Source organism: Streptomyces sp. NPDC002643, assembly GCF_053592555.1.
In genome coordinates, this window is sequence record NZ_JBSFVY010000004.1 from 437938 (window position 1) to 464877 (window position 26940).

The following is a 26940-nucleotide window of genomic DNA, read 5'->3' on the forward strand; positions in this document are numbered from 1 at the left end:
ACCCCCTCCAGCCCAGGGCGCCATCGCCCTCGCTGCAGCCCCGCGGCGGGCGCCTCCCGCCCCGCTGCCGCCCCCCGATGCCCGGTCACCCCCAGGCGCCCCCCTCCGGCGCCCGGGGCGCACCCGGCGTCCGGGTCGATCAGCTCCACTCCTCGTCCAGGTCGATCACCTTGCCCTTGGGGGCCTCGGCCGGGACCGGCTTGTTGTAGTCGGTGAACGTGATGTCCCCCGGCTCCTTGGCGGTCTTGCTGACGACCCGCAGCAGATAGGGCTCACCCTCGGTGGCCACGTACAGGGTGTAGCGGTCCTTGCCGTCACGCTCGTCGAGAACGATCGCGGGGGTGCCGTCGACCGTGGTCGTCTTGCCGCGCGTGGCATCGGAGTTGACGTCGTCGAAGTCGGCGAGCACGGTGTCGAGGTCGCAGAACCCGGCGATGTCCTCGGAGTCCTCGGCGGTCGCGGAGGTCTTGGTCCACTTGCCGGCCAGCATCTCCACGACCATGTCGGTCTCCTCCTCGGAGGAGCCCTTCGACTGGGCGCGCAGAAACGCCTCGTCGTACTTCATGTAGAGCGTGTCGCCGACCTTGACCAGTTCGGCCTTGCCTTCGCCGCCCATGCTCATGGTGCCGGCGCAGTCACCCTTCTTGTTGAGGGCCATGTCGAGCTGGACGGCGCCGCCGGCGGAGTCGTCCTGGATCTCGCCCTTCATGCGGAGCGATTCCGCGCCGGAGGTGGCCTTCACGGACTTGTCGGCGATCTCGCCGCCGGTCATTCCGGCGAACGGACCCTCCTCCTTGGGCTCGCTGCCCGGAAGGCAGCCGGTGAGCGAGACGGTGGCCGCGGCGGCGATGCAGAGAGCGGCGAGTGCGGTGCGACGCATGGGAATCCCCCCTGGGACTACGGGACTACGCGAGATGAGCGGAGATGAATGAGTCGAGATGAGTGAGCGGAGATGGATGGGCTGGTGTGGACGTACGGCGCGTGGGTGTGCGGACGCGCGGTGTCAGTAGATGCGGGTGTCGAGTGGTTCGCCCGTCGCGGCGTAGACCGTGACGCGGCCCCGCTCGTCGTGCTTCCAGTCGACGAAGGCGGCGGCGATCAGCCGGGCGGAGCCCGTGTCGCCGTCGGGCGGGCCACCGGTGAGATCGGTGTGAACCTCGGTGGAATCGGTGTCGCCCACCGGTGGGGCGAGCCTGTGAACCTCGGTGACATGGACGACGGCGGCTCGCTCGGCGACGCTGCCGTGACTGTTCACAAAGGCTTTGAAACGGTCGGCCGCGCCGGTGCCGTATTCGGCGGTGTCACCGCCGACGGCGTTCGCCGAGACCACGCCGAGGACGAGGAGACCGATCGCCGCGTTCGCCGCGAGCTGGGCTTTCAGCCCCATGGTCGTGCTCCCCCCTTCATCGGTGACCTGGTGTGCGAGCGCACGTCGTTCACGGTGTGCGACCGCATGTCGATAGGTGACCGCCCGCGTTCGGGCGGCCCGCCGTTCGATGGGTCAATCACAGCAGAGCGTGTGAACCGAGTCAACCGTGTTCACGGAATCGAGTGTGTACACGATGTGTATGGGTAGATCTCGCGTGCGTCGGTATGCTCGGCGTCACACAGTGGATATGAGGGGAGCGGGTGCGTGCAGGGCAACGGGACAGAGGTCACCGCCGCGGAGATCGCGCGGCTCGCGGGAGTCGGCCGCGCGGCGGTCAGCAACTGGCGCCGTCGGCACGCGGACTTCCCCAAGCCGGTCGGCGGCACCGAGACCAGCCCGTCCTTCGCGCTCACCGAGGTCGAGAAGTGGCTGCGCGAACAGGGCAAGCTCGCCGAGGTACCCCTCAAGGAGCGGGTCTGGCAGCAGGTCACCAACCACCCCGACGGCCCCGTCACCGCCCTGGTCCACGCCGGCTCGGCCCTGCTCCTCCTGCACGACCGCCCCCTGGGCTGGCTGGAGTTGAGCGCCCACACGGACGACCGACAACTGGCCGACCTCCTGCCCGACCCGCTCCGCCAGGTCCTCACCCCCCGCCTCGGCACGGCCCCCGCACCCGCCGTGGCGCCCCCGACACCCGCCGAACTCCTCCCCTCCGTCCCGCTGTTGCGCGGCGCCACCGAACTCGCGGCCGAACTGGGCGCCCGGCAGACCTTCGAGTTCCTGCTCGCCCGGCATCTCGACGCCAACCCGCGCCAGTACACGCTCACCCCGGCCGAACTCGCCGAACTCATGGCCGAACTCGCCGGCCCCGCGCGCACGGTGTTCGACCCGGCCTGCGGCACCGGCGCCCTCCTGCGCGCCGCCGCCACCCGCCCCGACCAGGAGCTGTACGGCCAGGACAGCGCCCCCGAACTGGCCGCCCTCACCGCCCTCCGTCTCGCCCTGCGCACCAAGGCCACCGTCCTGACCGCCCCCGGCGACAGCCTCCGCGCGGACGCGTTCCAACAGCTCAGGGCCGAGGCCGTGCTGTGCCATCCGCCGTTCAACGAGCGCAACTGGGGCCATGACGAACTCGCCTACGACCCACGCTGGGAGTACGGCTTCCCGGCCCGCACGGAGTCCGAACTCGCCTGGGTGCAGCACACGCTGGCCCGCCTGACGGACGGCGGCACCGCCGTGCTGCTGATGCCGCCGGCCGCCGCGAGCCGCCGCTCGGGCCGCCGTATCCGCGCCGATCTGCTGCGCCGCGGCGCCCTGCGCGCCGTGATCGCACTACCGGTCGGCGCGGCACCCCCGTACAACATCCCGCTCCATCTGTGGGTGCTGCGCCGACCCGGCAAGGTGCCGGTGCGGCCCGAGTTGCTGTTGGTCGACACCGGGCGGCTCGGGGCCGAGGGGCGGGGCGGGGTCGACTGGGCGGCGGTGCGCGCCGCGGTGCTGGACGCCTGGCGGCCGTTCGACAAGGCGGGGGAGGCCGAGGAACGGCCGGGGCTGAGCCGTTCGCTGCCGGTGATCGATCTGCTCGACGACGACGTGGACCTGGCCCCCGCCCGCCATCTGCCGCCCCCGGCCGCGGGCGGCGGCGCCGAGGAGCTGACCGCCGTACGCGAACGCCTCGGCGAGACCCTCCGGCTGACCGCCGACCTCGCGCCCCCGGTCGCCGAGGAGGCGCGGCCCGCGCGCTGGCCGCTCACCACGGTCGGCGAACTCGCGCGCGGCGGGGCCCTGTTGCTGCGCACCGGCGGAAGCGGCCCCCACGCGCGCGTGCTCACCGACCACGACGTCCTGGCCGGTACGGCGCCTTCCGGCAACCTGACGGCGACCGGCGAGGAGCCCGTCCTCGTGGAGACGGGTGACATCGTCGTTCCCGTACTCGGCGGCGGAGGCGTCGCACGCGTGATCGACGAGGCCACCGCGGGCGCCGCCCTCGGCCGCAACCTCACGCTGCTGCGGCCCGATCCGGCCGCGCTGGACGCGTGGTTCGTCGCCGGGTTCCTGCGCGGCACCGCCAACAACCGCCAGGCCAGCAGCTACGCCTCCACCGCCACCCGCCTCGACGTACGCCGCCTCCAACTGCCCCGGCTCCCCCTGGACCAACAGCGCCGCTACGGCGAACGGTTCCGCGCCCTGGCCGCCTTCGAGGACGCCCTCCGCCAGGCCGGCCGCCTCGGCGAACACCTGGTACGGGGTATGTACGACGGTCTGACGGACGGCACGGTCGCCCCCGACTGAACCGGACTGACCCCGAACAGGCGCCCCTCGCACGGCTTCCGGACGGAACCGCTCCGCCTCGGACGGCGTGACCAGCACCAAAGCCGCAACGGTTGTCCACAACCCTGGACCGCATGTCGTGGTCGACCTATACCCTCAGAACGACATCGCACATCCACTCTCACCAGGCCATCAGGAGCAGCCATGCAAGGCCACGGCTACGCGCCGACCCCGCCCCCGGGCCCCGATCAGGGCGGACAGGTCACCCTGCGGGTGATCTTCGTGGTGGTCGCGGTCATGAGCTGCGGCATCCTCGCCTGGGCCTGTCTGCTGCGACTCGCCTCGGTGACCCGCAAACCGCTCGACTGGTGCCTGTTCGCCCTGGGGATCGTCCACATCATCGCGACGCTGTACATCATCGGCACCGACCCGGGCAAGGACGAGTTCACCACCTGGCGCGGCGACGTCGGCATGTCGATGCTGTTCGGGGGCCTGGCGGCGATCATCGCGTACTACCTCTACGCGGACATCCGCCACTTCAGCCGGAACCGCATGGTCCCTGGGGGACCGTACGCCCAGACCACGGTGTACTCGCCCCAGCAGACCGGTTACGGCTTCCCGCCGGTCCAGGTCCCCCAGCCCTACACCCCCGGCCCGCCCGTCCAGCAGACCCCGGTTCAGCAGACCCCGATCCCGCGCCCCCCGGTCCAGCCGCAGCCGATGCACCCTCAGCCGCCCCCGCGGCCCCAGCCCGCGCCGGAGCCGCAGCGGCCCGCACCCCACCGAATAGACCAGGTGCGCGCCGAACTCGACGAACTCAGTGACTATCTCCGCAAGCACGAAGGAGACAGGTGACCCAGGGCACCGGACGCCTGATCACCGGCCGCTACGAACTGTCCACGCTCATCGGACAGGGCGGCATGGGCCAGGTGTGGACGGCGTACGACCAGCGTCTCGACCGGCGGGTCGCGGTGAAGCTGCTGCGCCCGGACAAGGTCGCGGGGCAGGAGGCGGACGAACTGCGCCGCCGCTTCGTGCGCGAGTGCCGGGTCACCGCCCAGGTCGACCACCCCGGCCTGGTCACGGTCCATGACGCGGGCAGCGAGGGCGAGGAACTCTTCCTCGTCATGCAGTACGTCGACGGCGCCGACCTCTCCGACCATCTCGCCGAGCACGACCCGTACCCCTGGCAGTGGACGGTGGCGGTCGCCGCCCAGCTGTGCGCGGTGCTCTCCGCCGTGCACGCGGTGCCGATCATCCACCGCGACCTCAAGCCGAGGAACGTCATGGTCAAGCAGGACGGCACGGTCACCGTCCTCGATCTCGGCGTCGCCTCCGTGATGGACACCGACACCACCCGCCTCACCCACACCGGCTCACCCATCGGCAGCCCCGCCTATATGGCCCCCGAGCAGGCCATGGGCGGCGCGGTCGGCCCGTACACCGACCTGTACGCCCTCGGTGTGCTGATGCACGAACTGCTCAGCGGGAACGTTCCGTTCACCGGCTCGACCGCCCTCGGCGTCCTCCACCGCCATCTCTACGAGCCGCCGGTCCCCGTCCGCCGGCTGCGCCCAGAGGTGCCCGAGGCCCTGGAGACCCTGGTCCTCCGCCTCCTGTCCAAGGACCCCCAGCACCGGCCGTCCTCCGCCCAGGAGACCTACGAACAACTCCTGCCGCTGCTCCCCCCGCGCGGAATGCCCACCGGCTCCCCACTCGACCCCACACGCCCCTTCCTGCGCCCGCACGCCCCCTGGCCGGATCGCGCCCGCATCCCCGCGCCGCAGCCCCAGGCGGCGGCACCCGTCGCGGACAAACCGGATGTGGCGGGCGCCGTCGACGAGGTCAAGAGGCTGCTCGGCGAGGGCCGGATCACCCAGGCCGTCGACATCCTCGGCGCGATCCTCCCGGCCGCCGCCGCCCAGCACGGCGAGCACTCACCCGTCGTCCGCACCCTCCGCAAGCAGTACGCGGCCACCCTCATGGACGACGGCCAGTACCGCCGCGCCCTGCCCGAGCTGCGCCGACTCGCCGACCAGCGGGCCGCCGAGGCCGGCCAGGCCGACCCGCAGTCCCTGCGCTTCCGCTACGAGTCCGCCCAGTGCCTCGAACAACTCGGCGAACCGGCGGCGGCCCTCGCCGAATACCGCTCCCTACTGCCGTACTACGAGAACCAGTACGTGGGCGGCGACCCCGACCTCGCCCTCGACATCCGCCGCCGCATAGGCCACCTCCTCCTCGCCCTCGGCGACCGGGGCGCCGCCCACGAAACCCTGGGCCGCCTCCTGCTCGACGTGGAACGGCTGCGAGGCCCCGGCCATCCGCTGGCGACCGAGGTACGGCGGACACTGCAGTGGCTGGGCCAGGTACGCGGCTGAGCCGTCAACCGGATCGCGCGCGCGTGGCGTGTCGGCGTGTCGGCGCGGAGCAGCGCGAGAGCAGGTGTGCGGGCGCGGGGAGCGCGGCGATGGCCGAAGTCCTGGTGAATCGTTGGTCGAATGGGTTGGCCACAGCAGGCCCACTGCCTACCATCGATCACCGCAAGACTTTGTGCTCCGTCGCACAAGCTCCCCGGGAGGCTCCCTTGCACCGCCGTCGTCGCACCGCGCTCGTCCTCTCCGCCGCGATCGCCGCCGCGGCCCCGCTCCTGACCGCCTGCGGAAACGACGCGCACCCCGGCGCGGCGGCCGTCGTCGGCGGTGAGCGGATCACGGTCTCCCAACTGGAGAACCGGGTGAACGACGTGCGCGTCGCCCAGCGAGCCGCCAGCACGGACGACGCCCAGTACCAGCAGGTCATCGCCCAGACCCCCAGTCTCACCCGCAACACCCTGAACGGACTGGTCCTGGAGAAGGTCCTCGACCAGGCCCTGGAGGACGCCGGGGTCACGGTCACCCGCAAGGAAGTCCAGCAGTACCGCTCCGACCTGGAGAAGAACGCCGGCGGCGCCGAGGCCCTGGAGCAGGCCTACCTCCAGCAGTACGCCGTCGCCCCCGACCACCTCGAAGAGAGCCTCCGCAGCGACGTCGAGGTCCAGAAGCTCGCCACCGCCCTCGGCGCCGATCTCAACACCCCGGCCGGGAGCGACGCCTTCTGGAAGGCCCTGAACGACGCCTCCGACAAACTCGACGTGGACCTCAACCCCCGCTACGGCAGCTGGGGCGTCGGCCAGGACGGCCGCGTGGGCCTGACCAACGCCGAGACCCCATGGGTACGGGACGTCTCAGCGACGGGGGACCAGCCGGCGTAGTCGGAAACCGACCACCGGCGGCCACCTGCCACCGACGAGGGCCACGGGACACCGGTCACGGGCCACGCGGGCCACCGGCCACCGGCGACCGCCGACCTGTGGACAACGGGCCTGTGGATAACTTCGGGGGCCGTCCGCGGTGTGGGTTACGTTCGTGTCGTGAACGCAAACCGCCCCGACGGCACCCCCGACACCGCGGACCGGGCCCCGCTGCCCGCCTCCGGTCGCGTGGTCCTGCTCACCACCAGCCACCGAGTCGCCCCCGGCCTGCTCTCCTGGCCCGCCTGGCAGGCACTCCAGGCGGCCGACCGGGTCCTGTGCGCCGACGAGGCACACCCCCAGCTGCCCTACCTCCGCGAGGCCGGCATAACGGTCGAGCAGGCGGCCCCGACGGCACAGGAGCTGGTCGACGCCTGCGCCGGTGCCCGCACGGTCGTGGTCGTGGCGACCGCCGAGGGCGAACCCCACCTGACCGACGGCCTGGCCCGCCTCGCCGGCTCCGGCCGGGTCCGGATGCCGTCCCTGGAGCTCCTGCCCGCCTCCTACGACCTCCCCGGCGCCCGCCTCCTCGACCTGGTCCAGGTCATGGACCGCATCCGCGCCGAGTGCCCCTGGTCCTCCCAGCAGACCCACAAGGGCCTGACCAAGTACGGCATCGAAGAGGCGTACGAACTGGTCGAGGCGATTGAGGAGGGCGACCGGGACGAGCTGAGGGAGGAGCTGGGCGACGTCCTGCTCCAGGTCGTCTTCCACTCCCGCATCGCCGAGGAGGACCCCGACACCCCGTTCTCCATCGACGACGTGGCCGCCACCATCGTCACCAAGCTGATCCACCGCCACCCCCATGTCTTCGGCGACGAGACCGCCACGACCCCGGAGGAGGTCAAGGCGCACTGGCTCCGAACGAAGGCCATAGAGAAGCAGCGCGAGTCGGTGACCGACGGCATACCCCTCGGCCAGCCCGGCCTGGCCCTCGCGTCCAAGCTGGCATCCCGCGTCCGCACGGCGGCCCTGGACGTCCCGCTCCCCACGGGCGAGGGCCCCGGCTACGAGCTGCTGGCGATGGCCGTACGCGCCGAAGCGGCCGGAGTGGACCCCGAGGCGGCACTCCGGGCGGCGGCCCGCGCCTACCGGGACGCCGTGCGGTCGGCCGAGGGGCTGAACGCTTAGTACCGTTGTCCTTACGGCTGGTTGCGACGCATGGGGGCTGATGTGGGGCGGGAGTCGGACGACGAGACCGGGCGCGAGCGCCCGGTGGAGGCCCGCGGCGAGCGATCGATCGCCGCCGGGCGGGACATCGGCCAGGCCGTCACCGGCGACCACGCCACCGTCAACAACATCAACGGCGGCACCTTCGGCGCACCGGTCATCCAGGCCCGCGACATCAGCGGTCTTTACACGGGCCCCCAGTACACCGGCGACCACAACGACTTCCGTGGTGCCGAGTTCCACGACAAGGTCGTCGCGAAGGAGGAGCACAACCACACGGAGCACAACTACTACGGCAACGTCCCCGCCCCCGCGCAGTGGAAGCCGGTGACCGAGGTCGAGCCCTGGGAGTTCGGGGTGGGCGAGACCCGGCACATACCCGGGCAGCCCGATGTCCCGCGGTATGTGCCTCGTGACTGCGACGAGGAGTTGCGGACCGCGCTCGGGCGCCCCGGCCTGGTGCTGATCCTGGGGGAGCCGTACGCGGGCAAGTCGTACACGGCGTGGCAGGGGGTGCGGTCGCTGGAGGGACATGTGTTCTACGCACCCGGCGGTGCCGAGGATCTGCGCCATGTACCCGCCGCGTTGCGGGGTGGGCGCGGCAAGTACGTGGTGTGGCTGGACGAGTTCGACCACCTCGGCGAAGGCGTCCTGGAACCAGGGTTGTTGAACAAGCTCACCGGCCTCGGAGTGGTCGTCGTCGGCACCATGCACCCCGACGAGTACTACCGGCGTCGGGCCCGCACCGCCCCCAGCGACCGCGTTGTGGCCAAGGCCCGCACGGTGCTGCTGCCGAGCGAGTGGAGCGAGGACGAACTCGCACGCCTGTGGGACAGCGGCGACCCACGGGCCTACCCGGCGTACGAGTGGAGCGGCAAGGAGGGCCCCGCCTCGTACTTCGCGGTCGGGCACCAGTTGTTCGACGAGTGGCAGCGGGAGGGGACGCGCGCCCGGCATCCGCGTGGACAGTTGTTGGTGCGGACGGCGGTGGACTTGGCGCGGTGCGGGGTCATGACGGCCGTACCGATCGAACTGCTCAGGAGCGTGCACGAGAAGTACGGAGCCGTCGAGGGAGGAGAGTCGTTCGAGGAGGCGCGAGCGTGGGCGACGGAACGGATGTTCCGTGTCCCGGGGCTCCTCGTGGCGGGCGAGGAAGCCGACACCTGGCGGGCGCACGGCGCGCTGGTCGCGGAGGCGGTGGGGTCGGGGACCCTGGAGCCGGTGCCGGACGAAGTGTGGTGGGCGTTGCTCTGCGAGGTGGAGGACGCCGCGCAACGGGAAGTGCTCCGCGATGCCGCCTATCTCACGCTCTGGTCGCGTATCGAGGCAGGGGACAGCGAAGTGGCCCATGGCCTCGGTGTCCTCATGGGAGGTGACAAGGGCGAGGCGCTGTTGCGCCGCGCGGCCGACGCGGGGCACGTGATGGCCTCGGTGGATCTGGCGTGGCGCTTGTTGGACCGGGAGGACGAGCAGGCCGCCCTGCCGTATCTGGAGAGGGCCGCGAGTGACGGCAACACCTGGGCAGCGCTCCAACTCGGTCGACTCCACCGGAAGCGCGCCGAGCACTGGCTGAGGCAGGCCGCCGAGGCAGGGGACGGGGAGGCGGCCCAGGCACTGGGCGAGATGCTGCTCGCCTCCGGGGGAGGCGAGACGCTTCGCTGGTACACCAAGGCGGTCAAGGCCGGTCACAAGGAGGTGGCCACCAGCCTGGGCAGGGCGCTCTCCTACAGGGGCAACAAGGGTGACGCGGAGTACTGGCTCCGTCGTGGTGCCGAGTTGGAAGAGCCCGATGGCGTGCACTCGCTCGCCGTCTTCCTGCACCGCCTGGGCGGCCACGACGTGGAGGTGGAACAGCTCTACCGCAGAGCGGAGGAGTTGGGTCACCCTGCGGCCTCCCGGAACCTCGGAAACCTCCTCCTCCACACGGGAGCGGTGGAGGAGGGCGAAGAACTGCTGCGCCAGGAGGCCGTGCGAGGGAGCGGCGACGCCGCGTACTGGCTCTCGAAGCACCTGCGCAACCGCGGAAACGCCGAGGAAGCCGACCGGTGGCTGCACAAAGCCGCCGAACTGGACCACTACTACGCGATGAGACGCCTGAGCCCGCTGCCCGTCCCCTCCACCGACCAGCCCACCGGCCAGCCCACCGGCCAGCCCGATACCGTCACCGAGTGACCAACCAGCCCCACCCCACCCCTGCCGGCGCCCCCGAACTCTTCACCTGGGAGTTCGCCACCAACCCGTACCCGGCGTACGCCTGGCTCAGGGAGCATGCCCCGGTGCATCGCACCACGCTCCCCAGTGGCGTGGAGGCATGGCTGGTCACCCGCTACGGAGACGCCAAGCAGGCCCTCGCCGACGCCCGCCTCTCCAAGAACCCGGCGCATCACGACGAGCCCGCGCACGCCAAGGGGAAGACGGGCATCCCCGGTGAACGCAAGGCCGAGTTGATGACGCATCTGCTCAATATCGATCCGCCGGATCACACGAGGCTCCGTCGGCTGGTCTCCAAGGCCTTCACCCCTCGCCGAGTCGCCGAATTCGCCCCCAGGGTCCAGGAGTTGACCGACCACCTCATCGACCGGTTCGCGGCCAAGGGCGAGGCGGATCTCATCCATGAGTTCGCCTTCCCCCTCCCCATCTACGCGATCTGCGACCTGCTCGGCGTCCCCCGCGAGGACCAGGACGACTTCCGGGACTGGGCGGGCATGATGATCCGGCACGGCGGGGGCCCGCGCGGCGGGGTCGCCCGGTCGGTCAAGAAGATGCGCGGCTACCTCGCCGACCTCATCCACCGCAAACGCGAGGCCCTCCCCACCGACCCCACCCCCGGCGAAGACCTCATCTCCGGCCTCATCCGGGCCTCCGACCACGGCGAGCACCTCACCGAGAACGAGGCCGCCGCCATGGCCTTCATCCTCCTCTTCGCCGGCTTCGAGACGACCGTCAACCTCATCGGCAACGGCACCTACGCCCTCCTCACCCACCCCGACCAGCGCGCCCGCCTCCAGAACTCCCTCTCAGCGGGCGAGACCGGCCTCCTCGAAACCGGTGTCGAGGAACTCCTCCGCTACGACGGCCCCGTCGAACTCGCCACCTGGCGCTTCGCGACCGAGCCCCTCACCATCGGCGGCCAGGACATCGCCCCCGGCGACCCCGTCCTCGTCGTCCTCGCCGCAGCCGACCGCGACCCGGCCCGGTTCACCCACCCCGACACCCTCGACCTCTCCCGCCGTGACAACCAGCACCTCGGTTACGGCCACGGCATTCACTACTGCCTCGGCGCCCCCCTCGCCCGTCTCGAAGGCCAGACCGCGCTCGCGACCCTGCTCACCCGTCTCCCGGATCTCCGACTCGCGGTGGATTCAGCCGATTTGAGATGGCGCGGGGGGCTCATCATGCGAGGCTTGCGCACACTTCCCGTGGAGTTCACGCCGGTTCGGGCGGCCGATAGCAGTACCCCGCACGGCACCGAAACATGACACACCCTCAAGTCTGTGATCTTCACGTGATCTGTACTGCATTGACTTGTGACAAGTGATCGACTGCCGATACGTTCACGCATCAGTGCGAAGGCCCACCACATCCCTCGCACGGGCCACCGCTGTCGCGTGAAAGGCAACCGCATGCTCTCCGGGAACGGTCGTCACCGTCGCCCCCGTCAGGCCCCTGCTCTTCTCGTCGCGGCCGGAGTGACCGGCTCCGCCATCGCCATCCCGCTCCTCGGCGCCACCGGCGCGAGCGCGGCCAGCGGAACCACCTGGGACCAGGTCGCGGAGTGCGAGAGCGGCGGCGCCTGGAGCGCGGACACCGGCAACGGACGCTACGGCGGTCTTCAGATCTCCCAGGCGAACTGGGAGAGCTACGGCGGCCTCGACTACGCCACCAGCCCCGACCAGGCGAGCCGTTCGCAGCAAATCGCAGTCGCCGAGAAAATCCTCGCTGACCAGGGCGTCGGTGTCTGGTCCACCTGCGGTCTGCTCCACAACCTCGATGGCGACGACGGTTCCGCCGACGTCGACACCGGCGTCGCGGATGACGGCTTGTCGAACTCGGATGATTTCTCCGGTTCCTCCGGTTCGACTGATTCCACCGGTTCGTCCAGCTCATCTGGTTCATCCGGTTCATCTGATTCGAGCGAGTCTCCGAAGTCGGCCGAATCGCCTGAGTCATCCGAGTCGTCCGAGTCGTCCGAGTCATCCGGAGTATCCGATTCGCCGAAGAAGGCCGACGAGGACTCCGTCAAGGGTGACACCGGCTCGAATGACTCCGATGGTTCCGACGGCTCCGCCGGCGACGATTCACGGGGGTCCGACAGCTCATCCACAGGAGGCGCAACGGGTGACGAGTCGGGCAACTCGAGGCAGAACGACAGCGCTTCGTCCGGTGAGGGCGGTGACGCCGGTGCCGGTCGCCATCGGGGCGCGAGCGCCGACGAGGGCGCGGCCGGTGACTCCGGTGCCGATTCCTCCGTCGACTCCTCGTCCTCCGGCCGTCACGCCGCCCGTGCCGCCGACGCGGCCCGGGGCGCCGCGCGTGATGTCGCCCGCGATGCCGTCGACGCCGCCTTCGCCTCGTACACCGTCCGCGCCGGGGACACTTTGACGTCGATCGCCGACTCCCTTGACCTCCCTGGCGGGTGGCGTGAGCTGTACTCCGAGAACGAGGGCACGGTTGGAACCGACCCGGACCACATCGTTCCCGGTCAGACCCTTGAAGTCGCTGTCGAAACGGGCGAAAGGTAGCGGCAGTTCGGGTCATGGTTCGCCCCTGAATGCCCGTTTTGATCTCGGTGGGAGATGAATCACAGATCCCCCATTCCGCTTTGGGATTCGCCGATTCACGTGTTTACGGTCGTGACTGCTCGCCCACAGCGGGCCCTTGCGGTCGTCACGCCGAATCCTGCCGACGGCCGCGTGGAACAGTCGTCGCGTCAAGCGCCGTTGGCAGGAGCGGGGGACCCAAGGTAAGTGCCGGGTCCGGCGGTTGAGGCCCTTCGGGGTCTCGGTCGCGGGAACCGGCTCGGGGTGAAGCCGTGCGATGTGAGCCGAAAGGCGAGCATGCGCGGCCGGGCAACTCAACCGGCCCGAACCCGACAGCTCACCTCGCAGGCGTCGGTGAGGGGATCACTCCATGCTGTTTTCCAGCAAGGGCAAGCACCGCCGCCCGAGCAAGGCCGCCCGCGCCATCGCCGTCGTCGGCGTCACCGGTGCCGCCGCCGTCGCCGCCCCGCTGATCGCGGCCGGCAGCGCCTCCGCCGCCACCGCCTCCGAGTGGGACGCCGTCGCCCAGTGCGAGTCCGGCGGCAACTGGTCCATCAACACCGGCAACGGCTACTACGGCGGTCTGCAGTTCTCCGCCTCCACCTGGGCCGCGTACGGCGGTACGCAGTACGCCTCCACCGCCGACCAGGCCACCAAGGCCCAGCAGATCGAGATAGCCGAGAAGGTCCTCGCAGGCCAGGGCAAGGGCGCCTGGCCGGTCTGCGGCACGGGCCTGTCCAGCGCCGCGTACGACGGCGGCTCGGCCTCCTCCGACAGCGGTTCCTCGAACACGGACTCCGGTTCGAGCAGCTCGTCCTCGAACAGCGGCTCGACCTCCGGCTCCACCTCGGAGAGCGCCCAGGAGACCCGCGCCTCCCGCTCCTCCGAGCGCGCCACCGTCGAGACCCCGACCGGCAAGAAGGTCAAGAAGGGCGACGGCGAGTACAAGGTCGTCAAGGGTGACACCCTCAGCGGCATCGCCGAGAAGAAGAACGTCGAGGGCGGCTGGGAGAAGCTCTTCGAGCTGAACAAGGACATCATCGACGACGCCGACTTCATCTACCCCGGCCAGCAGCTCCACCTGAGCTGACGACGGCCCGGCGCGAGCCGGTGCCCCGCCGGTCCGGCCCAGGCCGGGCCGGTGGCCGGACGGTTCGGCTGAGTCCAGAAAAATTGGCCGCTCCTCAGCTGAACCACAGCCCGCGCACATCCGTGTCCTCCATAGTGAAGACCTCGTGCGGGCCACCCCCGTCCCCCACGGGCTCCCCGCCTCGGTGCGCATTCCCCCGTACGCACCGGGGCGGGGCTTTTTTCTTCCCCCGCCCCTCTCCACCCCTCTTCCGCTCTCCACCCCTGCGCCGCTCCTCCTTCTCTTCATCTGCCGGCCCACTCCCGTACACCCCCCTTTGTTCCGCTCTGGAACAATGGGACCCGTCTCTCTGTCCACGAGACGGTCGGTCGGCTGCCGACGGCCCCGGGGCGGTTAGGCTCTAGTCGCATGGCCCACGCGGCCTCGCACCAACGCGTCACATCCAAGAAGGAGATGCTCGTGCCGTCCATCGACGTCGTCGTAGCCCGGGAAATCCTGGACTCCCGAGGCAACCCCACGGTCGAGGTCGAGGTCGGCCTCGACGACGGCAGCACGGGTCGTGCCGCCGTTCCGTCCGGCGCCTCCACCGGTGCCTTCGAGGCCATCGAGCTGCGTGACGGCGACCCGGGCCGCTACCTCGGCAAGGGTGTCGAGAAGGCCGTCCTCGCGGTCATCGAGCAGATCGGCCCGGAGCTCGTCGGCTACGACGCCACCGAGCAGCGCCTGATCGACCAGGCGATGTTCGACCTGGACGCCACCGACAACAAGGGCTCCCTCGGCGCCAACGCCATCCTCGGCGTCTCCCTCGCCGTCGCCCACGCCGCCTCCGAGGCCAGCGACCTCCCGCTCTTCCGCTACCTGGGCGGCCCCAACGCGCACCTGCTCCCGGTGCCGATGATGAACATCCTGAACGGCGGCTCGCACGCCGACACCAACGTGGACATCCAGGAGTTCATGATCGCCCCGATCGGCGCGGAGTCCTTCTCCGAGGCCCTGCGCTGGGGCGCCGAGGTCTACCACACCCTCAAGAAGGTCCTGAAGCGCAAGGGCCTCAACACCGGTCTCGGCGACGAGGGCGGCTTCGCCCCGAACCTCGACTCCAACCGCGCCGCCCTCGACCTCATCCTTGAGGCCGTCAACGAGGCCGGCTACACCCCCGGCGAGCAGATCGCCCTGGCACTCGACGTCGCCGCCTCCGAGTTCTACAAGGACGGCGTCTACGTCTTCGAGGGCAAGGAGCGCACCGCCGCCGAGATGACGGACTACTACGCCGAGCTCGTCGACGCGTACCCGCTCGTCTCCATCGAGGACCCGCTGTTCGAGGACGACTGGGACGGCTGGAAGACCATCACCGAGCGCCTCGGCGACAAGGTCCAGCTCGTCGGCGACGACCTCTTCGTCACCAACCCCGAGCGCCTCGCCCGTGGCATCGAGGAGGGCGCGGCCAACGCGCTGCTCGTCAAGGTCAACCAGATCGGCTCGCTCACCGAGACCCTGGACGCCGTCGAGCTGGCCCAGCGCAACGGCTTCAAGTGCATGATGTCCCACCGCTCCGGCGAGACCGAGGACGTCACCATCGCCGACCTCGCCGTCGCCGTGAACTGCGGCCAGATCAAGACCGGCGCCCCGGCCCGCTCGGACCGCGTCGCCAAGTACAACCAGCTGCTCCGCATCGAGGAGATCCTCGACGACGCCGCCGTGTACGCGGGCCGCTCGGCCTTCCCCCGGTTTCGCTCTGCGAACTATTAAGCACAGCAAGGGCTGAGCCCAAGCAGGACGGCAAGCAGGAAGCGTCGTACATACGTCCCCGTACCCGGTCCCGTACCGTGTGCGGGGACGTACGCGCGTACACGCAGCAGCAGGGCAGCAGAAGAAGGGGACGCGGGACATGGCCGTGAAGGACCGGGACCGGGACCGCTTCTCCACCGCGACCCGTATCAAGCTGCTCGGTGAGCAGACGGCCGCGCGGGTCTACCGCTCCCAGACCAAGCGCCAGGCCCGTCGCTCCCGGCTCACCGGCCGGGCCGCGCTGCTCGCCCTCGTCCTCTGCTCGATGATCGTGGCCCTCGCGTATCCCATAAGGCAGTACGTCTCCCAGCGCGCCGAGATCGCCGACATGCAGCGGCAGCGGCAGGAGGCGCGCGAGCGTGTGGAGGAGTTGCGCGACCTCAAGGCGCGCTGGAAGGACGACTCGTACGCCGAGCAGCGCATCCGGGAGCGGCTGCACTATGTGATGCCCGGCGAGACGGGTTACACGATGATCGACCCGGACGCGGCCAAGCAGTCCCGTACGACCCAGGGGGCGGCCGACCTCCCCTGGTACACCAATGTCTGGGACGGTGTCGACAAGGCCGACGCCGCCGCCCCGGTCGCCCCGGCCGACCAGCAGTGAATCGAACAGCTCCAGTAGCTCCAGAGGACTTACGTACAGGTATGCAAACGCCCCCTCCTTCCACTCCCCGCACCGAGCCCACCGACGCCGATGTCGAGGCCTTCCAGCAGCAGTTGGGCCGTCCGCCGCGCGGTCTGCGCGCGATCGCGCACCGCTGCCCGTGCGGACAGCCGGACGTGGTCGAGACGGCGCCCCGGCTCCCCGACGGCACGCCCTTCCCCACGACGTACTACCTGACGTGTCCGCGCGCCGCCTCGGCGATCGGCACGCTGGAGGCGAACGGCGTGATGAAGGAGATGACCGAGCGGCTGGCGAAGGACGAGGAGCTGGCCGCCGCCTACCGGGCCGCCCACGAGGACTACATCCGCCGCCGCGACGAGATCGAGGAGCTGAAGGGCTTCCCGAGCGCGGGCGGTATGCCGGACCGTGTGAAGTGCCTGCATGTACTCGTGGCCCACTCGTTGGCGGCCGGCCCCGGCGTCAACCCGCTCGGCGACGAGGCGATCGAGATGCTCCCGGAGTGGTGGGCCAAGGGCCCGTGTGTGGTTCCGGCGGAAGCGGAGGCCGACCAGTGACCCGTGTCGCCGCCATCGACTGCGGTACGAACTCCATCCGTCTCCTCGTCGCCGACGCGGACCCTCGGACGGGCGAACTCGTCGATCTGGACCGGCGGATGACCATCGTCCGCCTCGGCCAGGGCGTCGACCGTACGGGCCGGCTGGCGCCGGAGGCACTGGAGCGGACCTTCGCCGCCTGCCGTGAGTACGCCGCGATCATCAAGGAGCACGGCGCCGAACGCCTCCGCTTCGTCGCGACCTCCGCCTCCCGCGACGCCGAGAACCGGGACGACTTCGTACGCGGTGTCCTGGACATCCTCGGTGTCGAGCCCGAGGTGATCTCCGGCGACCAGGAGGCCGAGTTCTCCTTCACCGGCGCCACGAGGGAGCTGTTGGGGCGTGACGACCTGGCCAAGCCGTTCCTGGTCGTCGACATCGGCGGCGGCTCCACCGAGTTCGTGGTCGGTGACGGCCAAGTGCGGGGCGCCCGTTCCGTGGACATCGGCTGTGTCCGGATGACCGAGCGGCACCTCGTCCGCGACGGTGCCGTCATCGATCCGCCGGGCCCCGACGAGGTCGCCGCGATCCGGGCCGACATCGAGGCCGCCCTCGACCTCGCGGAGCAGACCGTGCCGCTGCGGGAGGCCCACACCCTGGTGGGACTGGCCGGTTCGGTCACGACGATCTCCGCGATCGCCCAGGACCTGCCCGAGTACGACTCGGAGGCCATCCACCACTCCCGGGTCTCCCACGACCGCGTCCGCGAGATCACCGAGTGGCTGCTGCGGTCCACCCACGCCGAGCGGGCCGCCGTGCCGTCGATGCACCCGGGCCGGGTGGATGTGATCGCCGCCGGCGCCCTCGTCCTGCTCGCGATCATGGAGCGGATCGGCGCGGCGGAGGTCGTGGTGAGCGAACACGACATTCTGGATGGAATCGCCTGGTCCATCGCCTAGGGCCTGTCGTTTGGATCAGGCCGACTTCGGGCCACGGTGCCTTGACGCCGCAGATGTGCGTGCCACGCCCTGCGGCCCAGGCATGATCCAAACGACAGGCCCTATAGCCCGCCGGGTCCTCCCCGTGGCGGCGAGGCGCTTGTGAGCAAGTGTTAACTACTGGCCGGTAGCCTCTCCTGAGCAGTTCGGATAACGTCTGAGCGCGTCCGAGGGGCGGTTCGGCACCCCTCGTCGATGCGCCGCCGAGAAACTTCGTGAAGTTCTTCACAAGAGAATCGGCCCTGTTGGGCGACGTTTTGAGGCTCCGCAGAGACTTCGGGGTCTCCGGCAGGTCAACCGGGCGTTGCCGAGGGGGTTTCGCCGGGGTCCCGTCAGGGTGAAACCCAGGGGTGGTTCCGGGGGGTCGAGGGCCCGGAACGGCAGTTCACGCGCCATTGACAACGGTCCGCCCCACACGCTGGTTCCCCTGTTCGGCCATGATCTGGGTCACGGGGGTCGCGCAGTGTAGCAGAGGGCCTGCCGAAGCTTGTGAAGGGGCGCACGAGCACCCCCCTGATGGCGGGTACATACTCGATGGCATGAGCACCACGGAGCGTCCCAGGATCCTCGTAGTAGGCGGTGGGTACGTAGGCCTGTACGCAGCTCGGCGCATCCTCAAGAAGATGCGCTACGGCGAGGCGACCGTCACGGTCGTCGACCCCCGGTCGTACATGACCTACCAGCCCTTCCTCCCCGAAGCCGCCGCCGGCAGCATCTCCCCGCGTCACGTCGTCGTCCCGCTGCGACGCGTGCTCCCCAAGGCGGAGGTCCTCACCGGCCGGGTCACCACCATCGACCAGGACCGCAAGGTCGCCACCGTCGCGCCGCTGGTCGGCGAGGCGTACGAGCTGCCCTTCGACTACCTGGTGATCGCGCTCGGTGCGGTCTCCCGCACCTTCCCGATCCCCGGCCTCGCCGAGCAGGGCATCGGTATGAAGGGCATCGAGGAGGCCATCGGCCTGCGCAACCACGTGCTGGAGCAGCTCGACAAGGCCGACTCCACGACCGATGAGGAGGTCCGCCGCAAGGCGCTGACCTTCGTCTTCATCGGCGGTGGCTTCGCCGGCGCCGAGACCATCGGCGAGGTCGAGGACATGGCCCGGGACGCGGCCAAGTACTACAAGAACGTCTCCCGCGAGGACATGCGCTTCGTCCTCGTCGACGCCGCCGACAAGATCCTCCCCGAGGTCGGCCCCAAGCTCGGCCTGTACGGCAAGGAGCACCTGGAGGGCCGCGGGGTCGAGGTCTACCTCTCCACCTCCATGGAGTCCTGCGTCGACGGCCACGTCGTGCTGAAGAACGGCCTGGAGGTCGACTCCAACACGATCGTGTGGACCGCCGGCGTCAAGCCGAACCCGGTGCTGGCCCGCTACGGCCTCCCGCTCGGCCCCCGTGGTCACGTCGACACCGCCCCGACCCTCCAGGTCCAGGGCACCGACTACATCTGGGCCGCCGGTGACAACGCCCAGGTGCCCGATGTCGCCGCCCGCAAGGCCGGTGTCGAGAACGCCTGGTGCCCGCCGAACGCCCAGCACGCGCTGCGTCAGGCCCGCGTCCTCGGCGACAACGTGGTCTCCGGCATGCGGGGCTTCCCACAGAAGGAGTACGCGCACTCCAACAAGGGCGCGGTGGCCGGTCTCGGCCTCCACAAGGGCGTCGCGATGATCGTCATGGGCAAGATGAAGATCAAGCTGCGCGGCCGCCTGGCGTGGTACATGCACCGCGGCTACCACGGTCTGGCCATGCCGACCTGGAACCGCAAGGTCCGCGTCTTCGCCGACTGGACCCTCGCGATGTTCCTCAAGCGCGAGGTCGTCTCCCTCGGCGCGATGGAGCACCCGCGCGAGGAGTTCTACGAGGCCGCGAAGCCGGCTCCCGCGCCGGCCGCCGCCGCCAAGCCGGAGGCCGAGAAGGCCAAGGCCTCCTGACCTCAGGTCCCCGACCAGCCCGAAGGGCCCCCGCCATCCGTGGTGCGGGGGCCCTTCGGGGTTTTCGGGGGCGCCTAGGAACTCGGGGGTGCGTGGGGTGTGGCGGCTGCGGGTGAGTGGGGGCTTGTCGCGCAGTTCCCCGCGCCCCTTCAAGGAGGCCTGCGGCCCCTTGAAAAGTCGGGGCGCAGCCCCGCTTTTCAGGGGCGCGGGGAACTGCGCGAGCGACCACACACCACCCGCACCCGCCCGACAAGCCCGTCCCCCGAGTCATTGGGCGGGGTCGAAGGGGCGCAGCCCCTGGGGATGGGACGGGTAGGGGCGGCGGGGGCGACATCGATCTGTAACGCATACGGGGGACTGCGTCAGGGCCTCGCAGATGTTTACGTGGTGACTGGACATTCCGGGATCGTTCGTCACGGAGGTGTGCACCATGCAGGACGCCGCGCCGCGGCTGAAGGCTCTGCTCGAACAGGCACTGGAAACCCCCCTCCCCGTCCGCCTGCGGGCCTGGGACGGCTCCGAGGCCGGCCCCCCCTCGGCCCCCACCCTCGTCGTGCGCAACCGCAGGGCCCTGCGCCGCCTCCTGTGGAAGCCGGGCGAACTGGGCCTGGCCCGGGCCTGGGTCGCCGGAGACCTGGCCGTCGACGGCGACCTGTACGCCGTACTGGACCTGATGGCCGAACACGTGTGGGAGCGGGACGAGGGCGCCGCCCGGGGCCTCGGTGAGGCCCTGCGCGACCCGGAGGTACGGGCGGCCGTCAAGGGCCTGCTGCGGCTGGCCGGCCCCGCCGTGCTCGTGCCGCCGGAGCCGCCCCCCGAGGAGGTCCGCCGTACCCGCCACCGGCACACCCGCCGCAGCGACCAACGCGCCGTCAGCCACCACTACGACGTCGGCAACGACTTCTACGAACTCGTCCTCGGCCCGTCCATGGTGTACTCCTGCGCCTACTGGGCCTCCCCGCACGACACCACCCTCGAAGCCGCCCAGCACGACAAACTCGACCTCGTCTGCCGCAAACTCGGCCTCACCCCCGGCCGGCGCCTCCTGGACGTCGGCTGCGGCTGGGGCTCGATGGCCGTGCACGCCGCCCGGGAGTACGGCGTCCACGTCGTCGGGATCACGCTCTCGCAGGAGCAGGCCGCGTACGCCCGTAAGCGGGTCGCCGACGAGGGGCTGACCGATCGCGTCGAGATCCGGGTGCAGGACTACCGGGACGTCGGCGACGGGCCGTACGACTTCGTCTCCTCCATCGGGATGGCCGAGCACGTGGGCGCCGACAAGTATCTGGAGTACGCCGAGGACCTGTACGCGCTGCTCGCGCCCGGCGGGCGGCTGCTGAACCATCAGATCTCGCGGCGCCCGCAGCACGACGAGGGCGCGTACTCGCTCGACGGGTTCATCGACGCGTATGTCTTCCCCGACGGCGAACTCGCCCCGATCGGCACCACCGTGACCCAGCTCGAACGCGCCGGGTTCGAGGTCCGGGACGTGGAGTCCCTGCGCGAGCACTATGGCCTGACCCTGCGCGCCTGGGTCACCAACCTGGAGACGGAGTGGGCCCGGGCCGTCTCGCTGACCGGCCCGAACCGCGCCCGTGTCTGGCGGCTCTACATGGCCGCCTGCGCGCTCGCCTTCGAGCGCAACCGCATCGGCGTCAACCAGGTACTGGCGGTACGGACACCGGAGGGAGGGGAGTCGGGGCTGCCGCTCAGGACCCGCACCTGGGGCGCACGGGCCACCTGAACGGCCTTCCCGCGACGGCTGCTGACGGTCCGGTCACTCCGACTTGATCGCCGTCAGCATGTTCAGCCTGGCCGCCCGGCGCGCGGGCCAGAGGGCGGCCAGGATGCCGACCGTGGCGGCCAGGAGGAGGAAGACGGCCATCCGGGCCCAGGGCAGGACCAGTTCGTAGGTCGGCATCCTGGCGGCGAGCAGTTCACCGGCGGCCCAGCCGAAGAAGACGCCGAGGCCTATGCCGAGGACACCGCCGAAGAGGGAGATGACCAAAGACTCCAGCCGGACCATCCGCTTGATGCCCCGGCGGTCCAGACCGATCGCGCGGAGCATGCCGATCTCCTGGGAGCGCTCGAAGACGGACATCGCGAGGGTGTTGATGACGCCGAGGACGGCGACGATCACGGCCATGGCCAGCAGGCCGTACAGCATGTTCAGCACCAGGGTGAACATGCTGGCGATCTGGTGGGAGACATCCTTCTTGGACTGGACCTGGATGGCCGGGTTGTCACCGAGGGCCTTCTCCAGCCGGTCCTTGGTGGCGTCCGAGGCCCCGGCCGAGGTCTTGACCATGACCTGCATATCGGCCGGGTCGGCGTCGGCGGGCAGCCGCTCGTCGAGCGTGGCGTTGTCCAGCAGGACGCCGCGCAGCAGTTCGTTGCCCTCATAGACCCCGGCGACCGTCAGCCGCTGCTTCTCGCCGCCCTCGAACGCGGCCGTGAACGTCGAACCGGCCTTCCAGCCGCGCCGCTTCGCGGTGTCCGCGTCCACGACCACGTCCGTGCCGCCGACCTTGAACGACCCGCTGTCGAGGGTCAGGTTGGTGAGCTCGCCGATCGCGGAGCCGTTGACCCCGGTGAGGTACTCGGTCTCGTCGCCGATCACGGACTCGGCGTTGCGCAGCGGCGAGGTCGCGGTGACGCCCTCGGCGGCCGCGAGCTTCTTCTCCACATCGGGGGAGAGGAAGTTGCCGTTGGCCATCGACACCACGTAGTCGGCCTTGATCGCGTCGGCGGCCATCTTGTCGATCGCCGTCTGCAGACTGCCCGCCATCACCGTCATGCCCGTGATCAGCGTCAGACCGATCATCAGGGCCGAGGCGGTGGCGGCCGTACGGCGCGGATTGCGCACGGAGTTCTGCCGGGCGAGCTTGCCGGAGACACCGAACACCCGCATCAGCGGAGCGGCGGCGGCGATCAACGGCCGGGAGAGCAGGGGGGTGAGGACGAAGACGCCGATGATCAGGAGCACGGCGCCGAAGCCCATCGGGGCCTGTCCGTCCGAGCCCTCCATCGTGGTGGCGTACAGGACGGTGGCGACACCCGCGCCCGAGAAGAGGGCGCCGATGGTGTTCCGTACGACGAGGGACCTGGTCGTGGCCTGCGCGTGGACGCTGCTCATCGCGGCCACCGGCGGGATCTTCGCCGCGCGCCGGCCCGGCAGCCAGGCGGCCAGCATGGTGATCAGCACACCGACCAGCAGGGCGGTGGCGATCGTGCCGGGCGAGACGATCAGCGGGCCGTCCGGAACGGTCGCGTCCAGGGCGCCCATCAGGGAGCGCATACCGGCGCCGATGCCGACACCGGCGGCGAGTCCGGCGACCGCCGCGATCGCGCCCACCACGAACGCCTCGATCAGCACCGACCGCGTCACCTGACGCCGCGAGGCACCCACCGCGCGCAGCAGCGCCAGCTCCTTGGTGCGCTGGGCGACCAGCATCGTGAAGGTGTTGGCGATGATGAACGTGCCCACGAACAGGGCGATCCCCGCGAACACCAGCAGACCGTTCTTCAGCCCGCTCATCGACGAGGCGATCATCTCGGCCTGGTCGTCGGCGAGTTTCGCCGCCGTGGTCACGGACCCGGTACCGGCGGGCACGACCTTCTCGACCGCCGCCTTCAGCCGCGTCTGGCTGGTGCCGGCCGCCGCCCGCACGTCGATCTCGTCGTACCGGCCCTCCATGTGGAAGAGCTTCTGCGCGGTGGCCGTGTCGAAGAGGGCGAGGCTGCCACCGGCGGCGACATTGCCGTCGTCGGTGGTGAAGATCGCGGTGACGGTCGGGGTGAGGACGGGCCCGTCGACCGAGAGCCGGACCCGGTCCCCGACCTCGTATCCGCCGCGCTCGGCGGTCCTGGCGTCGATGGCGACCTCGTCCTGCCCCTCGGGAGCGCGACCGCCGGCTTGTATCGGATACCTGGGGTCGTCGGTCCCCCAGAAGTTCCCGCCCTGCGACTGGAAGCCGCCGCCGATCAGCTTGCCGTCCTTGTCGGCGAGCGCGGTGAAGCCGCTGACCACACCGAGCGCCGACTCGACGCCGGGCGCCCGCTCGATCTTCTCCAGCAACCCGGGCGTCAGCTGGGGCTGTTCGGCGACCGCGCCGCCTTCGTTCGCCCGGCCCTCCGGCCTGATCGCCACATCCACGTGGTCGAAGCCTTTGGCCGAACTCTTCTGCAGCGCCTGGGAGATCGTGTTCGTGAACACCAACGTGCCCGACACGAAGGCCACTCCGAGCATCACGGCGAGCACGGTCATCAACAGCCTGGCCTTGTGCGCGAGCACGTTGCGCAGGGCGGTACGGAACATTGGGGGTCCCTGTTCGGGGTTGAGGATGAGTGATTTCGGTCGCCTGAGAGCACGGGTTGCAGGGTGCGTTGGCGGCTGCGGGTGGGTGGGGGCTGGTCGCGCCCACGCGGCGGAGCCGCATATCGAACACAGCCCCGCGCCCCTGAAAGATCTGGGGTCACCCCATGTTTTTAAGGGGCGCGGGGAACGGCGCGAGCAACCACAGGCAACCCGCACTCGCCAACGCACCCCGACTTCCCGAGCTCTTCGGCGGGGGCGACGCGGCGCAGCCCTTAGCTGGTGCGCCCCTTGGCGTCGAAGCGCTTCATGCGGTCCAGCACCGAGTCGGCGGTAGGTGCCTGCATCTCGTCGACTATCCGCCCGTCCGCGAGGAACACCACCCGGTCCGCGTACGCCGCGGCCACCGGGTCGTGCGTCACCATCACCACGGTCTGCCCCAACTCCCGTACGGAGTTGCGCAGGAACCCCAGCACCTCGGCGCCCGACCGCGAATCGAGGTTGCCCGTCGGCTCGTCCCCGAAGATGATCTCGGGGCGTGAGGCGAGCGCCCGCGCCACGGCGACCCGCTGCTGCTGGCCGCCGGACAACTGCGCGGGCCGATGGCCGAGCCGGTCGGCCAGGCCCACCATCCCGATCACGGAGTCGAGCCACCGCCTGTCCGGCTTGCGGCCCGCGATGTCCATCGGGAGGGTGATGTTCTCCAACGCGGTCAGCGTCGGCAGCAGATTGAACGCCTGGAAGATGAACCCGATCTTGTCCCGGCGCAACTTGGTGAGCTGCTTGTCCTTCAGCGATCCCAGCTCGGTGTCACCGATGCGCACGGACCCGGAGGAGAAGGTGTCCAGGCCGGCCACGCAGTGCATCAGCGTGGACTTCCCCGATCCCGAGGGGCCCATGATCGCGGTGAACTCCGCCTGCCGGAAGTCGACGGTCACCCGGTCGAGGGCGACCACCCGGGTCTCACCCTGCCCATAGACCTTCGACAGGTCCGTGGCACGGGCGGCCACGGTGGTGGCACGGTCGACGAGGGGAGTGGTGGTCACGGTCGGGACTCCTGTCCGGACGACGGCGTTCGGTGATGTCTCCATCGTCGTGACAGAGGGCCGCCGTGTAGTCAGTCGCAGTTCCGGTCTTGGGGGCAGACTTCCGACGGACGGCCCCGAGGCTGTGTCATACCTGGGTATGACGGCGGCCCCTGAGCGCGGTCGTGAGGGTGGTGTGGGGGAGAGAACGCGTGCGGTTGTGGGGGACGGGGGATCGACACGAGTCACCGCGTCACCGTGTAAACCTCGCGGAGACCGCTCGTTCGGGCGGTGAAATTCCGTCATTCCGCATACGCCGAGTGGTGCCGTCCGCAAGGCTATTGGCAAGTGCGGATGGCGCGTTCCGTGGGCTGATGCACCCTCAGACGTCAATAAAATAAGACAACATCGGTCCGCCCTTCCGCTGTTCGGGGGAAGGCTCCCGATAGGCTCAGTTACTCAAGCGCGGAGCCCATGGCCTGCCCAGATGGTGGAATGCAGACACGGCGAGCTTAAACCTCGCTGCCCCTCGCGGGCGTGCCGGTTCAAGTCCGGCTCTGGGCACCTCCGACAAACACCGAACATTTTCCCCCAGCCCACGCACGACCGCCGCCCCCCCGGGGACCCCCCGCGGTATCCATACGGTTCGAACAGCGGGGGCGGGCGGCACTCTCCACGGCGTGGACACCCGGCGGCCGATCTCCGGCCGATCTCCTGCCGGTCGCGGCTGTGTACCGGGTTGGTCATGGGTTGAGGGCGGCGGGGCGGGGAATCACGGAGACGCGTAGCGTGTTCGACGACATGGCAGGGAAAGATCCTCCCCAAGCACTAGAGTCAATCCTTTGCCTACCTATTACTCTTGAGCCAAGGCCACGCAGGGTGGCCATGGAGGAGTGAAATGAGGAGCAGCAACCCGGTCTTCTCGCGACGGGGGTTCAGCCGCGACAACGGCTACGCGGGCTTCAACACCGCGCCGCAGGCCGGGGGAGCAGCTGTCGGTACCCAGGGCAACCCCTACGCCCAGCAGGGCGCGAACCCGTACGCGACGAACCCCTACGCCCAGCAGGCCCCCCAGGGCGCCCCGCCGCAGGCACCGGTCCGCTCCGGCGCCATGACCATGGACGACGTCGTCGTCCGCTCGGCCATGACGCTCGGCACGGTCGTCGTCGGCGCGGTCCTCGCCTGGGCCCTCCTGCCGGTCTCGCCCAGTAGCTACGGCCTGGCCGTCGGCGCCGCGCTCATCGCGTTCGTCCTCGCCATGGTGCAGTCCTTCAAGCGCAAGGCCTCGCCCGCGCTGATCCTGACGTACGCCGCCTTCGAGGGTGTCTTCCTCGGTGTGCTCAGCGAGATGTTCAACTCGCAGTGGAGCGGTGCGCCCTTCCAGGCGGTGCTCGGCACGATGGCCGTCTCCGGCGCCACCCTCCTGGTCTACAAGGCGGGCTGGATTCGGGTCACCGCGCGCTACGCCCGTATCGGCATGACCATCGCGATCGCCTTCATCCTGGTCCTCGCGGTCAACCTGCTGCTGGTCGTCTTCGGTCTCGCCCCTGACGGCGGACTGCGCAGCATGGGCCCGCTCGGCGCCGTCGTCGGCATCATCGCGATCCTGCTCGGCGCGTTCTTCCTGACCCTCGACTTCAAGCAGATCGAGGACGGCATCGCCTACGGCGCCCCCCGCGACGAGGCCTGGCTCGCCGCGTTCGGTCTGACCATGACCCTCGTGTGGATCTACATCGAGATGCTGAGGCTGGTCGCCATCTTCAGCGGCGACGACTAGAA

20 protein-coding genes, 1 tRNA gene and 1 riboswitch are annotated in these 26940 nt (G+C 70.2%); of the genes, 17 read left to right on the forward strand and 4 right to left on the reverse strand.

Annotation, left to right across the window (positions count from 1 at the left end; translation table 11 throughout):
• Positions 1 to 139: 139 nt before the first annotated feature.
• Both ACWD4G_RS08870 and ACWD4G_RS08875 read right to left on the reverse strand, forming a co-directional pair.
• Positions 140 to 880: a hypothetical protein gene (locus ACWD4G_RS08870; RefSeq protein WP_451291620.1), complete on the reverse strand. Its 741-nt coding sequence runs from the start codon at positions 878 to 880 to the stop codon at positions 140 to 142.
• A 123-nt stretch (positions 881 to 1003) separates the two neighbouring features.
• Complete coding sequence (locus ACWD4G_RS08875) at positions 1004 to 1387, reverse strand: hypothetical protein (protein WP_451291622.1); 384 nt, start codon at positions 1385 to 1387, stop codon at positions 1004 to 1006.
• A gap of 246 nt (positions 1388 to 1633) precedes the next feature.
• Here ACWD4G_RS08875 and ACWD4G_RS08880 point away from each other — a divergent pair, with 246 nt between their 5' ends.
• The 15 genes from ACWD4G_RS08880 to ACWD4G_RS08950 all read left to right on the forward strand — a co-directional run bounded on the left by ACWD4G_RS08880 (position 1634) and on the right by ACWD4G_RS08950 (position 21565).
• Entirely contained in the window at positions 1634 to 3661 is a 2028-nt protein-coding gene (locus ACWD4G_RS08880; protein ID WP_451291623.1) for an N-6 DNA methylase, read from the forward strand.
• A 183-nt stretch (positions 3662 to 3844) separates the two neighbouring features.
• Positions 3845 to 4495 (forward strand): hypothetical protein, encoded by a 651-nt coding sequence (locus ACWD4G_RS08885; protein WP_451291625.1) that lies wholly within the window; start codon positions 3845 to 3847, stop codon positions 4493 to 4495.
• Positions 4496 to 4533: 38 nt separating this feature from the next.
• A complete protein-coding gene (locus tag ACWD4G_RS08890; RefSeq protein ID WP_451291709.1) occupies positions 4534 to 6018 on the forward strand; it encodes a protein kinase domain-containing protein in 1485 nt (494 codons plus the stop codon).
• A gap of 206 nt (positions 6019 to 6224) precedes the next feature.
• On the forward strand, positions 6225 to 6890 hold the full coding sequence (locus ACWD4G_RS08895; RefSeq protein ID WP_451291626.1) for a SurA N-terminal domain-containing protein: 666 nt from the start codon (positions 6225 to 6227) through the stop codon (positions 6888 to 6890).
• Between the two features lie 159 nt (positions 6891 to 7049).
• Complete coding sequence (locus ACWD4G_RS08900; protein ID WP_451291627.1) at positions 7050 to 8060, forward strand: nucleoside triphosphate pyrophosphohydrolase; 1011 nt, start codon at positions 7050 to 7052, stop codon at positions 8058 to 8060.
• Positions 8061 to 8090: 30 nt separating this feature from the next.
• Entirely contained in the window at positions 8091 to 10271 is a 2181-nt protein-coding gene (locus ACWD4G_RS08905; RefSeq protein WP_451291629.1) for a tetratricopeptide repeat protein, read from the forward strand.
• Positions 10268 to 11578 (forward strand): cytochrome P450 family protein, encoded by a 1311-nt coding sequence (locus tag ACWD4G_RS08910; protein ID WP_451291630.1) that lies wholly within the window; start codon positions 10268 to 10270, stop codon positions 11576 to 11578. The genes ACWD4G_RS08905 and ACWD4G_RS08910 overlap by 4 nt, the downstream gene beginning before the upstream one ends.
• A 144-nt stretch (positions 11579 to 11722) precedes the next feature.
• Entirely contained in the window at positions 11723 to 12841 is a 1119-nt protein-coding gene (locus tag ACWD4G_RS08915) for a LysM peptidoglycan-binding domain-containing protein (RefSeq protein ID WP_451291711.1), read from the forward strand.
• A 235-nt stretch (positions 12842 to 13076) separates the two neighbouring features.
• A riboswitch (cyclic di-AMP (ydaO/yuaA leader) is annotated at positions 13077 to 13225 on the forward strand.
• A gap of 4 nt (positions 13226 to 13229) precedes the next feature.
• Positions 13230 to 13949 carry a transglycosylase family protein gene (locus ACWD4G_RS08920; RefSeq protein WP_451291632.1) on the forward strand — a complete coding sequence of 240 codons (720 nt, stop codon included), beginning with the start codon at positions 13230 to 13232 and terminating at the stop codon, positions 13947 to 13949.
• A gap of 459 nt (positions 13950 to 14408) precedes the next feature.
• Positions 14409 to 15698, forward strand: a complete 1290-nt coding sequence (gene eno, locus ACWD4G_RS08925; RefSeq protein WP_451291713.1) for a phosphopyruvate hydratase — start codon at positions 14409 to 14411, stop codon at positions 15696 to 15698.
• A 139-nt stretch (positions 15699 to 15837) separates the two neighbouring features.
• A complete protein-coding gene (locus ACWD4G_RS08930; RefSeq protein WP_451291633.1) occupies positions 15838 to 16341 on the forward strand; it encodes an FtsB family cell division protein in 504 nt (167 codons plus the stop codon).
• A gap of 41 nt (positions 16342 to 16382) precedes the next feature.
• Complete coding sequence (locus tag ACWD4G_RS08935) at positions 16383 to 16916, forward strand: DUF501 domain-containing protein (protein WP_451291635.1); 534 nt, start codon at positions 16383 to 16385, stop codon at positions 16914 to 16916.
• Entirely contained in the window at positions 16913 to 17854 is a 942-nt protein-coding gene (locus tag ACWD4G_RS08940) for a Ppx/GppA phosphatase family protein (protein WP_451291636.1), read from the forward strand. The genes ACWD4G_RS08935 and ACWD4G_RS08940 overlap by 4 nt, the downstream gene beginning before the upstream one ends.
• Positions 17855 to 18432: 578 nt before the next feature.
• Positions 18433 to 19821 (forward strand): NAD(P)/FAD-dependent oxidoreductase, encoded by a 1389-nt coding sequence (locus ACWD4G_RS08945; RefSeq protein WP_451291638.1) that lies wholly within the window; start codon positions 18433 to 18435, stop codon positions 19819 to 19821.
• 430 nt (positions 19822 to 20251) lie between these two features.
• A complete protein-coding gene (locus tag ACWD4G_RS08950) occupies positions 20252 to 21565 on the forward strand; it encodes a class I SAM-dependent methyltransferase (RefSeq protein ID WP_451291640.1) in 1314 nt (437 codons plus the stop codon).
• Positions 21566 to 21598: 33 nt separating this feature from the next.
• Here the strand turns inward: ACWD4G_RS08950 and ACWD4G_RS08955 are convergent, their stop codons facing one another.
• Positions 21599 to 24139 (reverse strand): ABC transporter permease, encoded by a 2541-nt coding sequence (locus tag ACWD4G_RS08955; protein WP_451291642.1) that lies wholly within the window; start codon positions 24137 to 24139, stop codon positions 21599 to 21601.
• Between the two features lie 272 nt (positions 24140 to 24411).
• Complete coding sequence (locus tag ACWD4G_RS08960; RefSeq protein ID WP_451291644.1) at positions 24412 to 25182, reverse strand: ABC transporter ATP-binding protein; 771 nt, start codon at positions 25180 to 25182, stop codon at positions 24412 to 24414.
• A 460-nt stretch (positions 25183 to 25642) separates the two neighbouring features.
• Between ACWD4G_RS08960 and ACWD4G_RS08965 the strand changes: the two genes are divergently transcribed.
• Both ACWD4G_RS08965 and ACWD4G_RS08970 read left to right on the forward strand, forming a co-directional pair.
• Positions 25643 to 25725 (forward strand) — tRNA-Leu (locus tag ACWD4G_RS08965).
• 334 nt (positions 25726 to 26059) lie between these two features.
• The gene (locus ACWD4G_RS08970; RefSeq protein WP_451291646.1) at positions 26060 to 26938 is read left to right on the forward strand and encodes a Bax inhibitor-1/YccA family protein; all 879 of its coding nucleotides are present in this window, start codon (positions 26060 to 26062) and stop codon (positions 26936 to 26938) included.
• Positions 26939 to 26940 lie beyond the last annotated feature (2 nt).